Origin of the sequence: Lentzea xinjiangensis, assembly GCF_900110955.1 — a bacterium.
GTDB lineage: Bacteria > Actinomycetota > Actinomycetes > Mycobacteriales > Pseudonocardiaceae > Lentzea > Lentzea xinjiangensis.
In genome coordinates, this window is sequence record NZ_FOFR01000010.1 from 99,890 (window position 1) to 112,227 (window position 12,338).

Consider the following 12,338-nt stretch of genomic DNA (forward strand, 5'->3'; position numbering starts at 1 on the left):
TGACCTATTTGCCCTTGGGCACGGCGTGCGGTTGGTTGGTCCGGTGGCCGTACGAGTGGTGCTAGCCGACGACGAGGCCCTGCTGCGGCGGGGCCTCAAGGTCCTCCTGGAAGCCGACGGGCGGGTGGAGGTGGTCGGCGAGGCGTCCGACGGCGCCGAACTGGTCGAAGTAGTCCTGGCCCACCTGCCCGACGTGGTGCTGGTCGACGTGCAGATGCCCGGCGTCGACGGCCTGGAGGCCGTGCGCCGCCTGCGCACGTGGGCCACCCCGCCCGCCATCGCCGTGCTGACCACGTTCGACCTGGACGATTACGTGGCGACGGCACTGGACCTGGGCGCCCAGGGCTTCCTGCTGAAAGACGCCGAACCCGAGGCCCTCGTCAGAGCCGTGGTCGACCTGGCGGCCGGCGGCGCGGTCCTCGACCCGCGCATCACCGTCCGCCTCCTCCCACGCCTGCGCGGCTTCCGGGCGAACCGCCAGCTCGACTCGTTGTCGGCCCGCGAGCGCCAGGTGCTGGAGCTGGTCGCCGGCGGCCGTTCGAACCACTCGATAGCCGAGGAGCTCTGCCTCTCCGAGGCCACCGTGAAGAGCTACGTCTCCACCGTCCTGACCAAGCTGGGCGTGGAGAACCGCGTCCAGGCGGCCCTGGTCGCCCACCAGGTCGGTGTGTGGTGAAACCGCTCCTGCGCGAAGTCCTCACCGTCGGCGTGACCACGGGAGTGGTCCTGCTGACCCAGGACCGCCCGTTCCCGTGGTCCCTGTGGACCGCCGTGGCGGCAGCCCTGCTGTTACCCGTGCGCCTGCGCTGGCCGTGGCTCGCATCGCTGCTGTGCATCCCCGCCGTGGCAGGCGGACCGGGCTGGGTCCCGGCCCTGGTCGCCCAGTACCACCTGGGCCGCAAGGAGAAGTCCATCCCGGTCCAGGTCTTCTGGGGCGGCTCGCTGACCGTCGCCTCCATCGCCCCGGTGGTGCTGACCGAGTCCATCCCCCTGGGCCCCTTCCTCCTCGCGACCGCGTTCGCCTTCGGCCTGGCCGCCGCCCCCACAGCCCTCGGCGCCCTCGTCACCACCCGCAAGGAACTGACCCGCTCGCTCTACGAAACCCGCAGAGCCCGAGCCGCGGAACTGGAAGCGCAGGAAACCTCCGCCCGTGCCGCGGAACGGGCCCGGATAGCCCGCGAGATCCACGACTCCGTGGGCCACCACGCCACCCTGATAGCCGTGGAGTCCGCCGCCCTGGCCGCCACCGCGACAGACCCGGCAGTCCGCGAGACCGCCCTGCGCTTGCGTTCCCTGGCAAAGGAATCCCTGTCGGAGATGCGAGCGGCCCTGGGCCTGCTGAACTCCGGCACGTCCTACCCGACAGTGCAGGAACTGGTGGACCGAGCCCGCGTGGCCGGCGTGTCCGTGACCCTCTCCGAAACAGGCGACGCACCCCTCTCGCCCGCGGTCTCCAGAGCACTGTTCCGAGTGGTCCAAGAAGCCCTGACGAACGTGACGAAACACGCCCCAGGCGCCGCCGTGACAGTCACCGTGGACAGAGCCTCACCCGTACGGGTCTCCGTGGTGAACGGCCCCAGCGAACTCCCGTCACTGGACGACCGCGGCGGCACGGGCCTGCACGGCCTGTCCGAACGAGTACGCCTGGCCGGAGGCGCCCTCACCACCTCCTACCGCGCCGACGGGGGCTTCAGCGTCAGCGCCGTCCTACCGTCCGGTAAGTCGAAGGTTGACGGACAAGACTCGACTTTCGGCGGTGGCGCCCGCGACACGGCCACCGCATAGTTGCGGGCGTCGGTCGAGGATCGGGGGATCGGTCGGACCGAGGGACGCGGGGACCCGAACTTCGGGTCCCCGCAACATCTCCGCAGCTCAGGGCCGGTTTCGGGGGTCCGTTTTTGATCTCTGTCTCCGGTGTTGTAGGATTCTTTCTGCACGCCGGGAGACCGGGAGTGTGGCCGGGACGTGGCGCAGTTTGGTAGCGCACTTGACTGGGGGTCAAGGGGTCGCAGGTTCAAATCCTGTCGTCCCGACGGTCGAAGTATGGCGAAAGCCTAGGTCAGGGCCTTGGATCACTACGGTGAGACAAGGCCCTGACTGCGTTTTGAGGGCCGTCATCTCACAATTTCTCACGAACGCTTGTACTGCTTGTTAGCCGAGCAACTCGTCCAGTTGGTTCGCGGCTTCTTTCAGGTGCTCGGCGTTGGGGTGGATGTAAACCCGCTTGGTGAAGCTCAGATCAGCGTGTCCCGCCCAAGCGCTGACAATGACGTCCGGGACGCCGGAGGTGGCCAGATAGGTCAGGCAGGCGTGCCGGGCGTCGTAGGGGCGAACCTTCCGGACCTTCGCCTGGGCCATCAGCTTGTAGATCGCCCGTCTGAACTTGTCCGTCTTCCACGCCGCGCCCAGTTCGTCGACGAGCACGAACCCTGAACGGTCGTAGGCGTCACCTGCCTTCATCGCCTCGCGCGCTTGGCGGGCTTTGAGGGCTTTCAAAGCGGCGTGCAGCGGCTTGGGTAGCGGCAATCTGCGCTTGCCCTTCTCGGACTTCGGCCCTTTCTCCTCGACTTCGCCGTCGACGAGCGTCCGGGTGAGTTCCACGGACAACGTCTCGGCTTCGAGATCGACGGCTGACCAGCGGAGTCCGCACACCTGGGCCGGGCGCATCCCGATCAGCGAAAGCAGGACCGGGGCGTGCAGTCTGTGGTCCCGGATCGCGGCGAGGAACTGTCTCACCTCCGTCTCACTCCAGGGCACTCGCTCAGCTGCAGCCGCTGCTGCCTTCCGGCGTGCCTCGCGGGGAATCTGGGTGTACTGGGCGACGTTCCGCACGACCAACTTCCGTCGCACCGCGACGTTCAGCGCGGCCCTGAAGCGGCCGAGAGTCAGCTGTACCGACCGGACGTCGAGTCCGCTGCCGACTTTGCCGCCGCGCTTGCGACCGGAAGTGAGCATCCAGCTCACCAAGCCGTCCACGTCTTCTTCGCTGAGCTGCTGAAGGCGCCGATGGCCGAGCCGTTCCCGCACCGGCAGAAGCGCGTCGGCGTAGTTCGAGGCCGTGGCTTTCTCGACATCGATCGTCGCCGACGTCAGCCAGGTGTCGAGCCACTCCGCGACGGTTATCTTGTCCGGCCCGACGAACGTTCCCTCGTCGGTCTGGTGCTTGATCTTCGCGTACTAGGCGCGGGCTTCCTTCCGAGTGTCGTAGGTCTTGGTCAGCTGCTTGCGCTTGCCGTCTGGATCACGCCCGACGTAGTTGGCGCCGAGCAGGTCGGCGGAGAAGCGGAGTTGGGCGAGGACGGCTTCGCGGGCCAGGCCGCCGCCGTAGGTGTGGTCCCACCCGGCGAACACGCGTGCCGCGGTGTGGATCTGCTCGATCTCGTTCTGGCCGACGCGGGCGGGGGCCACGGTGGGCTGGGCGCCTTCCAGCAGGGCGGCGACCGGGGCGAGCGCAAGGGAGCTGACGCCGAGGGCGGCGGTGCGCAGAAACTGCTTTCGGTCCACGGTCGCCAGCTTTACCACCGTGCGACGGCGATTGCTAAAGCCCAGTGCGGCGTCGCCGGATGCACCCAGGGTGACGCGCAGGGCCTCTTGGTAGAGCGCGCTCGGCCAGCGGATGTTGCCGCGTTCGAGCTTGCCGATGTAGTTGGCGTCCAGCTCCACCTTGCGTTGGTGGTGGTGCCAGACGTAGGCGTTGACCAGGTCCGCGAGTTCCTGCCGGGACAGGCACTCGTCAGGCTGGGTGGGCGAGGCGGTGCGTTCCCGCGCCCGCCGCAGCTGATCGTTTGCCGTGGACACTGGTCCTGCCTCCCGAGTGTGACCGGGGCCATCGTGGCAGGCATCGTGATCGGACGGGTACTGCTCCTCGGAAGGGGAGGATTGCAACCCTGCATCAGGGTGTGGCAGCGAGTTCCCCGACCTCAGCGGTGACATCGACGTACGGCACCTACCTCGGTGGAGCTCGAAGGGCAACCTGCCAGATGACCAGTGGCCTTGCGCCGAGGCGATCGTCGGCGAAATCGCGGAAGATTACGGCTTTGACAGGCAACCGGTGATCATCGTCAACCGCCGAGCGATCATGAAGTCGCCTACAAGAAACCTGATGGGGCGCAGATCAGCTTCGGCACCGCGGCCAACACGCCGCTGGACGTCCGGACCGGCTGCCACTTGAAGGCGCAGGTGCACCAGCGCGGAACGCCATCGCGGAAGTCTTGAGCTGTCGCTCACCTGGAGCGCACACCCGATCAGGCGCGGTACTGGACATTCGTTCAGCGGCTATCCCAGGTGACGCCTTCGGGGAACGGTGACGCGCGGAAGTTCGAATCGTCACCCATGTGGAAGAACAGTCGTCCAGAGAGGGTGCCGTCCAGGGCCTGGGCGGCCCAGCCTCGCCCGCACACCTGATCGCCTTCGTCGTCCCCATCCCAGCTGAACTCGACGAACGGTACGCCTTCACGCTCAACCCATCTGCAGTCCATGTCATGACGCGCAAGGACATGGCCCGTGGCAAGCCCGGTTGTGAGGGCTACCTCCGCGGCGCGGCTGCGCTCGGCCTGCCAATCAGCGAATGCGCTGTTTTCGAGGGCGGCATCATCGGAGTGAGTGCTGGTCTCGCAGCCAATCCCGCGCACCTGATCGGTGTCGGCATTGCCGCCCTGCGCACCGCCGCGCCTGTCGTCGTGCGCGACATGCGCGGCATTCGCTGGACCGGTGGCGGCCTGCACCTGCCGTACATCCTCAGGCGATCTTCAGTCGCATCCCAGGCTGGGAAGGGGTCGATTTGAATGGTTGCGTGCGAACCCTTGACCACGGAGTCGAGGTGTTATTTCAGCCCGGCTTCGGCCAATCTGTCGTGTCACACTATGGCGACCAGGCTCGGTCAAACACCTGTCGGCACCCAAGGGGTCGAACTCGAGTTCCAGAAGGTGCGGTGTGGTGGTATCCAGTTGGCGAGCCTGCTGGTGGTATTCGCTCTGTGCAGGTCCCCGACGGTCGGCGGTGAACGATCCATCCGGTGCTGGTGTCGGTTCGCACGGATTTGATGCGGGCTACTTCTTCGGGTGTTGCACGGCGTTGGTCATCACTGTCATCTCCGCTGACGGTGGAGCAGAGAGGTCGAGCGCGGTCCGCGCTAGCGGATCCGATCGGGAGTTGGCTTCGAGATCGAGCTGGGCGTCGAGGGAGATGGTGCGGGAGAGAGGCTCACGAGAGCACGCTTTCGTGACGGCCCAGCACCTCCCGGCGGCGACGGGCCGCGCAAATCTGCGCGGATGGCCGCGTTCCCGGTGCCCGAGACGGCGCCTCGCCGGGCCAGGCCGGGTGATCTGGGCCGGCAGGGATGACGCGGCCTCCGACAGGATCGAGTGGATACGCGCACTCATGCGCGGAGAAGGCAAGACCGACCTCGAAATCCTGCTGGTCAAGCTCGCCGCTTCCTGCCACCTGCAGGCCGGTCACCACGAAGAGGCCGTCAGCGCGGCGGCGACGGCCTACGAACACCACCTGCGTTCGGGAGGCAGCGACGACCTGCTGTACGACCTGATCATCCTCGGCAACGCCCACGTGGGTGACGGCTCTGCGGCGGAGCGTCCTTCGACGGGCACGAGGCGAACGACTTCGTCAGCACGGAATTCCGTGCTGACGAAGTCGTTGCGTGAGAGGGCGGGCATCAACAGCTCGATGTGCTTCAGGCCCTCTCGCACGCAACGAGAGCCTTCTCCGTTGCCGACGGTCAACCCGTGCCCGGTGCGGTCACGACAGCGGGTGTCATGCGGACCTGAGTACGTGCGTCCACGCCGGCACCCTGGGCCTGCGGCAGAAGTGGACGAACGCCGGCGGGAGGTTCGCCCACACCGTCCGTCCGGTCACGACCTCTTCGAACCGGTCCGCCAGCAACCCCTGCAGCCGTCTGGCGGGCGAGGCCCAGCGTGCGAACGTGTAGCCGAACGTCGTGAAGACCCCGTCGGGCGCAAGCGCGCCGGTGACCGCGTCCATGAGCCGGTCCTGCCGGCTTTCGGTGAACGCTGCCCACGGCAATCCGCTCACGATCACATCGGCTCGCCGGTGACCTCGCTGCGCCAGTACCTCGCCGAGGTCGAGAGCGTCGGCCACGGCGATGTCGACCGCCGGGTACTTGGCTGCCAGCAGTTCGGCGAAGCGGCCGTTGACCTCGACCGCGACGTGGTGACCCCGGCCCGCGAGCCGGTGCTGGACAGCGGCGGTGAACGCGCCGGTGCCGGGGCCGAGTTCCACGACCAAGGGGTCGCCTTCGCACGGCACGGGTGTGGTGATGAGCTCAGCCAGTTGCGCGCCACTGGGGGTGACCGCCGCGACACCGAGTGGAGCGCGGAGGAACTCTCGCAGGAATGCCGCCCGATGTCCGTTCGTCATCGCGCTGCCTGCTGTTCGGCCAGCACCCTGGACAGCCACTCGGTCCGGGTGAGGCGTGCCTGCGCCGAGAGCCGCGCCTTCGGGTACAGCGCGTCGAACCCGTGGAAGCCGCCCGCCCAGAGGTGCAGCTCGGCGTCGCCACCCGCCGCCCAGATGCGCGTGGCGTAGGCCACGGCCTCGTCGCGGAACACCTCCGCGGTGCCCGCGTCCACATAGGTCGGAGGCAGGCCGGACAGGTCTGCGGCCAAGGCCGGGGAGACGTAGCCGGGTACGGCGTCGTCCTCCAGCCCGCCGAGCAGCGACTGCCAGCCGAACTCGTTCTGCTCTCGTGTCCAGGTGCCGGGCCCTCCGGCGTACTGGAGGCTGGACGTGCTGTCGTTGCGATGGTCGAGCATGGGGCAGACCAGCACCTGGGCTGCGAGCGACGGCCCGCCGAGATCGCGTGCCATCTGGGCGACTCCTGCCGTGAGGCCGCCACCTGCGCTGATGCCCGCGATGATGATCCGGTTCGGGTCGATGCCCAGTTCGGTGGCGTGCTCGGCCACCCAGAGCAGGCCGCGGTAGCAGTCGTGAACCGGGTCAGTACCCGTGAACTCCGGTGCCAGCCGGTACTCCACGCTGACAACGGTGGCGTTGAAGAGGTCTAGCCACTCCAGTGGGATGTCGATCTGGGAGAAGCGGTCACCCATGACCATTCCGCCGCCGTGCATCCAGTAAACGCACGGTGCGGGGTGTGGACGGTGCGGACCCGTGGGGCTGAGGACCGAGATCGGAAGGCTGGTGCCGTCATGCCTGTCGATGTCGAAGTCACGCCGGTCGATGGCCTTGCCGGCGAGCAGCGGTTCCACCGGCGACCACGAGTACGGCCGGATCTGGTCGAGCACCTCGGAGTTGAGCTGGGGTGCCGACGGCAACTCGGCGAGGAGTGCGCCCAACTCGGGATCGAAGGGGGGACGTGCCAATGTCATCGGAACTCCGTCGGGTTGTGGGGGTGCGATCGCTGTTGCCCGAGCTCAGATGGCGGCCTTCCCTCCGACCGGGACCGCGTCGACGTACTCGGACTCGCCGTCGATCAGCTCTCCCAGTTGCGCCACCAGTTCCTGCGCCTCCGCGGTGGCGAAGAAGCTGTGGTGTGTCTCCTCGCTCGTCCAGCCTTCGGTGACGTGGATGACGTCGGGATTGGACGCGGAACGGCTGACGAGGAAGACGACGCAGTCCTCATTGGTCAGTGACGGCGACGCGAGCAGGAAGTCCACCACTTCGCCGCCCTTGCCGGGGTGTGCGGTCATGGTGGCGTGGAAGCCGTGGCCGATGGTCATCTGGCACTCTCCTTGGAAGCGGAATCGCTTGTGGTGAAGCCACTCTCGGCTGCTCCGGTGCGGTGGCGCATCTGTCATCCGACTCTGCGCAACCGGGGCGCCGGCGGCTGATGACCTAATGGTCATGAAGGAATCCCGGGGTTCCTTGATGGGCGCTGGAGACCCAGTGCGAGGAATGTCGACGACCACTCCGGTCCCGTAGCGGCCGTGGTTAGGTAATCTGACTGATGCGCTGGTCCCGCCACACGCCGCACCATCGAGGGTGTGATGTCATCAGGACGGGAACACCCTGCGGCGCGGTCCTCGGCGCCGGGCACCCGCGAGGTCCATGATCGTGCTCTGTTCGACCTGGATGACGGACCGGTCACTCCGTCGAATCGTGCTGACCTGTCCACGACCGCCCGGCTGCTCAACGCTTTGCTGGCGAGCATGGTCGTGTCCTCGTTGCAGTACGAGCAGCACGCGCTTGACATTCGCGCCCCGTCGGGCCGGTCACTCGCCGAGTTCCTCTTCTCCGGAGCCGAACGCGATCGTGGTGGCGCCAGGTTGGTCGCAGTCCGGCTGCGGCAGCTAGGTTCGACCGGCGAGTACGATCCGGAGCACCTCAGTGCGCGGACCAGAATTCCCTTCCGAGCCTTCCCTGATGGAGACCTGGCCGGCATCGTGAAGCAGAACCTCATCGGGGCGCGGATCTTGGTGCAGACCTTGCAGGAAGCGGTGCGCTGGATCGGCGACGCCGATCCCACCACTCGGCGACTGCTGGAACGGCTGCTGGAGGAGAAGGAGACGCAGGCCGAAGCACTCAGCGCCCAGGCTGCCGTTCAGCAGGCGGAGAGAGCGCGTCCCTGAGCCCCGCTCTCGAGGTGACACCGAGTTTGGGGAAGATCCGGTAAAGGTGCGCACCGACCGTCCGATGCGACAGGTAGAGGCGCTCAGCGATCTGCTTGTTGGTCAGGCCGCTCGCCGCCAGCTGTGCGATCTCGGCTTCCTGCGTGGTCAGCGGAGCCGGTTCGTCTTGCCGCTTGTGGGGCAATCGGTGTCCGGTGGCACGTAGTTCCGTCTCCGCTCTGGAGAGCCACGGTTGCGCCACCATGGCGGCGAACCCATCGCGCGCGGCTATGAGATGCCGGCGGGCACGCGTAGCTGACCGGGTGCGGCGCAGTTGCTCACCGAGCGCGAGCCGTACCCGTGAAAGGTCGAGCAGCCATCGGTCTCCTTCAGTTTTCTCCAGTACGAGTTCCAACCGGGACACCGCATCCGCGTCGTTGAAGACGAGGGCTTCGGCGCCGGCCTGGAGCAATGCCATCCGTGACGACAGGTCTCCTACCCCGGCCTTCCGCATCGCCGCGACGTGTGCCTTGGCTTCGGCCGTGCGTCCGGTTCGAACAGCTGCTTCGACCAGGTCGAACATGACCCATGTGCAGTGCGGGACGTGAGGTGCGAGCATGCCGGGCGGGCTCATCGCGGCGGCGTGCTCGAAGGCGGCGTCGTAGTTGCCCTGCCCCGCTGCGGCGAGGACTCGTGGGTGGTGAGCGAAGAGTGCGGCGGCAGCCACCCCGCGCGGCAACGCCCAGTGCGTGATCTCGTCGGCGAGCGCGTACGCCTCCTCGAACCGTCCCCGGCCTGCGGCGAGGATCGCGCGGTTGTACTGGAAGTACCAGGCGAAGAACGAGAACCCGCCGGTGTCACTGATCTGCTGTCCTTCTGCGGCGAGTTCCTCGCCCTCGTCCCATCGCCCCGTCAAGAAGTCATCGAGGCACAGGTGCATCAGCGCCCCGAGGTGCCGGCGCGGTGGCCCACCGTCACGTCCGTGGTGTACCAGGCGCCACGACGACGCCCTGCAGTCGCCGAGACGATCGAGGTACACCGAAGCTGTGCCGATCCGTACGACACGGGTCGGGTCGACGTCGTCGGTCAGTGTCTGCAGAACCGCGTCGATCTGCGGCAGAGCGGCCTTTCCGGTGCGGACCGGGTCTGCGAAGCTATCGCTCGCCAGCGCGAGAAGATCCGTCGGCCGCGGTTGAAGCCGCCGCAGCACCGCGAAGAACGGTTTCCAGTATTCGGGCGTGCTTCCGTACCAGCACAGCAACAGCAGCGTGTGCAGCGCCTCGATGAGTGCGGGGTTGTCGGTCCGGTAGCCGTGGTCGCCGGTCTCGATGGCACCTACGAGGAGACGGTGTGCAGTGCTCACGTCGCCGTCTCCGTTGATCATGAGGAAGGCAGCCGCGCCGGCCGCGTGCAAGGAGCCCACGTCCGCATCTCGTGCGTCGGTCAGCAGGACCTTGGCGTCGTCGATGGAGCCGATCGCTTCTGCGCCGATGTAGGCGGCTTCGGCGAGCCGTCGTCCCCGTTCCGCGTTCGTGGTGCTCAACTCGGCCGCGCGGACCAGGGCCGCTATGGCCGCGACTCCATCGCCGCGGCGCATCACACGATGTGCAGCATCGTCCAGGAGTGAAGCTACTGCCTCATCCGGGCCGGTGGCTGCGGCCGCGAGGTGCCAAGCGCGGCGCTCGGGGTCGGTGACGAGTGCGCCAGCGAGGGCGATGTGCGCATCACGACGCTCCTCATGGGTGGACATCGCCACGATCGCCGAGCGGATGAGCGGATGCCGGAACGCGATTCGGGCCGTCGCATCGTCCACCCGAACCAGCCGCGCGCGTTCCGCAGGAGCCAAATCGGCTGGGCTGGGCCGGTCGGTCAGCGCGGCTCGGAGCACCCGGACGTCGCCTGTGCCCTCGAAGGTCGCGAGCAACAGCACCTGCCGGGTGGCTTCGGGCAGTGTGGTGAGGCGTGCGGCGAAGACAGCTTGCAAGCGGTCGCTGAGAGGGACGATCTCGGACGGCGTTGCCGCGCTCTGCGCGGAACCCAGCAAGGTGGTCGGCAGTTCCATCAGCGCGAGCGGATTGCCCTGTGCGAGATCGAGCAGTCGACGCCGTATGCGTGCGGGCATCTGCGGCTGCCTGGAGTCGATCAGCTGACCGGCCGCCTCGTCGTCGAGCGGCGCCAGAACGTGCTCGGAGAGTCCTCGCAGGTCGAGGAAGCTCGCCGAGTCCGTTCTCAACGACGCCAGCAGTCCTGCTCTGCAGCCGTCCAGTCGCCGAGCGACGAAGCCGAGGACGACGGCGCTGGCACGGTCGATCCAGTGCACGTCGTCGACCACCAGTACCACCGGCGTTTCGCCTTCGAGCTCCCTGATGAGCAAGAGGACGGCATTGCAGACCAGGAGGACGTCGGCCGGCTCACCGGAACCGAAGCCGAGCGCTACCGACAGCGCCTCACGCGGACCGGCCGGCAGACGTTCGAGCATCGAGTAGACAGGCAACAGCAACTGGTTGAGGCAGGCGTAGCTGACGTCCGCCTCGAACTCCGATCCGGACGCCCGCAAGGTGCGTATCCCCTTTGAAACGGCGAGTTCCGCCGCAGCGCCCATCAGGGAGGACTTGCCGACTCCGGGCTCGCCGCGGATCAGCCGGACCCCGCCGGACCGTCGCACCCCGTCCAGGAACTCCGAGATCCACGCCAACTCGTCGTGGCGCCCGAACAGCCCGCAACCGGCCATCCTTGTCCCTCACGCTCTCGTTGTCGACTGGCTGAACGTCGAACCGTCGCAGGCAGACCGTCGCCGTCGTCCCAAATAGACTAGGAGCAGTACGCTTGATTCGAGGGAGCGGATCGGGAAGCTGGTGTCATCGGGCACGAGAGCATGGCTTATCGAGCAATCTCGCGCAGGTGGTTGACAAATCGGACCAAGGTCGTCGAACTGCGTGATGAACTCGAAGAGTGGCGCTCGACCGCGATCGTGCCGGTCGGGCCTCGCTTCTCACCTCGGCGCAGCATTCAGCCACCCGTCCCACGAGCGCAGAGGCCGGGGGGATTGGTGAGTGGATGCCGCACACGACTCTCTGCAACGCCGACGACTGCAGCTCGTCTTCGGCTGCCCCGTCACGTTCGGTGCCGCGGCCGACTGCGTGGTCTTCCCCGCCTGGTCTCTCGCGCTGCCCATCGCGACCCGCCGTGAACCGACCCGCGCGGTCGCGGTCGACGCGTGCCGGCGCCTCCTCACCGTCGGCGCCACCCGGCCGGAGATCGTCGTGCCGTCGAGACGCTGCTGAACCGGGACCTCCGCACGCCGCTGATCATGGCGGCCGCCACGGCGGAGCTCCACGTCACCGAACGGACTCTGCGTCGGCAGCTGACCGAGGCCGGGTGAGCGCTTCAACTCCATTCGCGACCGGGTGCGAGCCAGCACGCGCAGTTCCTGCCGCGGGAGTCGACGCCGACGATCGCGGCGATCGCGCACGAAACGGGCTTCAGCGATGCCTGCGGGTTCCGCCATTCCTGCATCCGCTGGACGGGCCAGACGCCGACCACGACACGACGAGCCCGCGCAATACCGCCACGAGCGTTGAGGTGATCCGCACCCCTGCGAGTCACCCGCACCAGTGCGGTCAAGTCCCGCGCAGGCGTTCAAGACCCTATGGGCGTCATGATCAGAGCGCCCTCGAACCCTGATCAACCGATGTCCGCGGTTGCGTCCCGGAACCGATGATCTGTTGTCCTTGACCGGTGACGCCGAGCGGCTGCTCCTGGCGGGAGTCAAGACCGCACTGCGTGACCCGGCCCGACGCT

Annotated in this window: 13 protein-coding genes, 1 tRNA gene and 2 pseudogenes; 9 read left to right on the forward strand and 7 right to left on the reverse strand. The window is 67.5% G+C overall.

Annotated elements, in window-relative coordinates; translation table 11 throughout:
* Positions 1 to 43: 43 nt before the first annotated feature.
* The 3 genes from BMW88_RS21850 to BMW88_RS21860 all read left to right on the forward strand — a co-directional run bounded on the left by BMW88_RS21850 (position 44) and on the right by BMW88_RS21860 (position 2,033).
* Complete coding sequence (locus BMW88_RS21850; protein WP_245777962.1) at positions 44 to 676, forward strand: response regulator; 633 nt, start codon at positions 44 to 46, stop codon at positions 674 to 676.
* Entirely contained in the window at positions 670 to 1,785 is a 1,116-nt protein-coding gene (locus tag BMW88_RS21855; RefSeq protein WP_245777963.1) for a sensor histidine kinase, read from the forward strand. Before BMW88_RS21850 ends, BMW88_RS21855 begins: the two co-directional genes overlap by 7 nt.
* 174 nt (positions 1,786 to 1,959) lie before the next feature.
* A tRNA-Pro gene (locus BMW88_RS21860) sits at positions 1,960 to 2,033 on the forward strand.
* A gap of 118 nt (positions 2,034 to 2,151) precedes the next feature.
* Here the strand turns inward: BMW88_RS21860 and BMW88_RS21865 are convergent.
* Positions 2,152 to 3,027, reverse strand: a complete 876-nt coding sequence (locus tag BMW88_RS21865; RefSeq protein WP_218148160.1) for a tyrosine-type recombinase/integrase — start codon at positions 3,025 to 3,027, stop codon at positions 2,152 to 2,154.
* 150 nt (positions 3,028 to 3,177) lie between these two features.
* Complete coding sequence (locus BMW88_RS42840) at positions 3,178 to 3,798, reverse strand: hypothetical protein (RefSeq protein WP_218148161.1); 621 nt, start codon at positions 3,796 to 3,798, stop codon at positions 3,178 to 3,180.
* A 103-nt stretch (positions 3,799 to 3,901) separates the two neighbouring features.
* On the opposite strand from BMW88_RS42840, the pseudogene BMW88_RS44470 reads away from it, so the two are divergent.
* The 3 genes and pseudogenes from BMW88_RS44470 to BMW88_RS41990 form a co-directional block, all read left to right on the forward strand.
* A pseudogene (locus BMW88_RS44470) lies at positions 3,902 to 4,042 on the forward strand (LppA family lipoprotein); the annotation flags it as partial.
* A gap of 32 nt (positions 4,043 to 4,074) precedes the next feature.
* Positions 4,075 to 4,215 (forward strand): annotated as a pseudogene (locus BMW88_RS44475) (LppA family lipoprotein); the annotation flags it as partial.
* Positions 4,216 to 4,334: 119 nt separating this feature from the next.
* Positions 4,335 to 4,784, forward strand: coding sequence for an HAD family hydrolase (locus BMW88_RS41990; protein ID WP_177221225.1), 450 nt, complete (start codon positions 4,335 to 4,337; stop codon positions 4,782 to 4,784).
* Positions 4,785 to 5,202: 418 nt separating this feature from the next.
* On the opposite strand, the gene BMW88_RS41030 is transcribed toward BMW88_RS41990, so the two are convergent.
* From BMW88_RS41030 to BMW88_RS21895, 4 genes are all read right to left on the reverse strand, one after another.
* Positions 5,203 to 5,562 carry a hypothetical protein gene (locus BMW88_RS41030; RefSeq protein ID WP_143116182.1) on the reverse strand — a complete coding sequence of 120 codons (360 nt, stop codon included), beginning with the start codon at positions 5,560 to 5,562 and terminating at the stop codon, positions 5,203 to 5,205.
* 204 nt (positions 5,563 to 5,766) lie between these two features.
* Positions 5,767 to 6,390: a class I SAM-dependent methyltransferase gene (locus BMW88_RS21885; RefSeq protein ID WP_089953417.1), complete on the reverse strand. Its 624-nt coding sequence runs from the start codon at positions 6,388 to 6,390 to the stop codon at positions 5,767 to 5,769.
* Positions 6,387 to 7,325, reverse strand: coding sequence for an alpha/beta hydrolase (locus BMW88_RS21890; RefSeq protein WP_245777964.1), 939 nt, complete (start codon positions 7,323 to 7,325; stop codon positions 6,387 to 6,389). Before BMW88_RS21890 ends, BMW88_RS21885 begins: the two co-directional genes overlap by 4 nt.
* Positions 7,326 to 7,403: 78 nt before the next feature.
* Positions 7,404 to 7,709, reverse strand: a complete 306-nt coding sequence (locus tag BMW88_RS21895; protein WP_089953420.1) for a putative quinol monooxygenase — start codon at positions 7,707 to 7,709, stop codon at positions 7,404 to 7,406.
* A 429-nt stretch (positions 7,710 to 8,138) separates the two neighbouring features.
* Here BMW88_RS21895 and BMW88_RS21900 point away from each other — a divergent pair, with 429 nt between their 5' ends.
* Positions 8,139 to 8,558 carry a ferritin-like domain-containing protein gene (locus tag BMW88_RS21900; RefSeq protein WP_177221226.1) on the forward strand — a complete coding sequence of 140 codons (420 nt, stop codon included), beginning with the start codon at positions 8,139 to 8,141 and terminating at the stop codon, positions 8,556 to 8,558.
* Here the strand turns inward: BMW88_RS21900 and BMW88_RS21905 are convergent.
* Entirely contained in the window at positions 8,512 to 11,268 is a 2,757-nt protein-coding gene (locus BMW88_RS21905) for an ATP-binding protein (protein ID WP_089953423.1), read from the reverse strand. The two genes, BMW88_RS21900 and BMW88_RS21905, sit on opposite strands and share 47 nt — an antisense overlap.
* A gap of 322 nt (positions 11,269 to 11,590) precedes the next feature.
* On the opposite strand from BMW88_RS21905, the gene BMW88_RS21910 reads away from it, so the two are divergent.
* Both BMW88_RS21910 and BMW88_RS44480 read left to right on the forward strand, forming a co-directional pair.
* A complete protein-coding gene (locus BMW88_RS21910; RefSeq protein ID WP_089953425.1) occupies positions 11,591 to 11,821 on the forward strand; it encodes an AraC family transcriptional regulator ligand-binding domain-containing protein in 231 nt (76 codons plus the stop codon).
* A 146-nt stretch (positions 11,822 to 11,967) separates the two neighbouring features.
* Positions 11,968 to 12,123, forward strand: a complete 156-nt coding sequence (locus tag BMW88_RS44480; protein WP_143116200.1) for an AraC family transcriptional regulator — start codon at positions 11,968 to 11,970, stop codon at positions 12,121 to 12,123.
* The last annotated feature ends 215 nt before the right edge of the window (positions 12,124 to 12,338 follow it).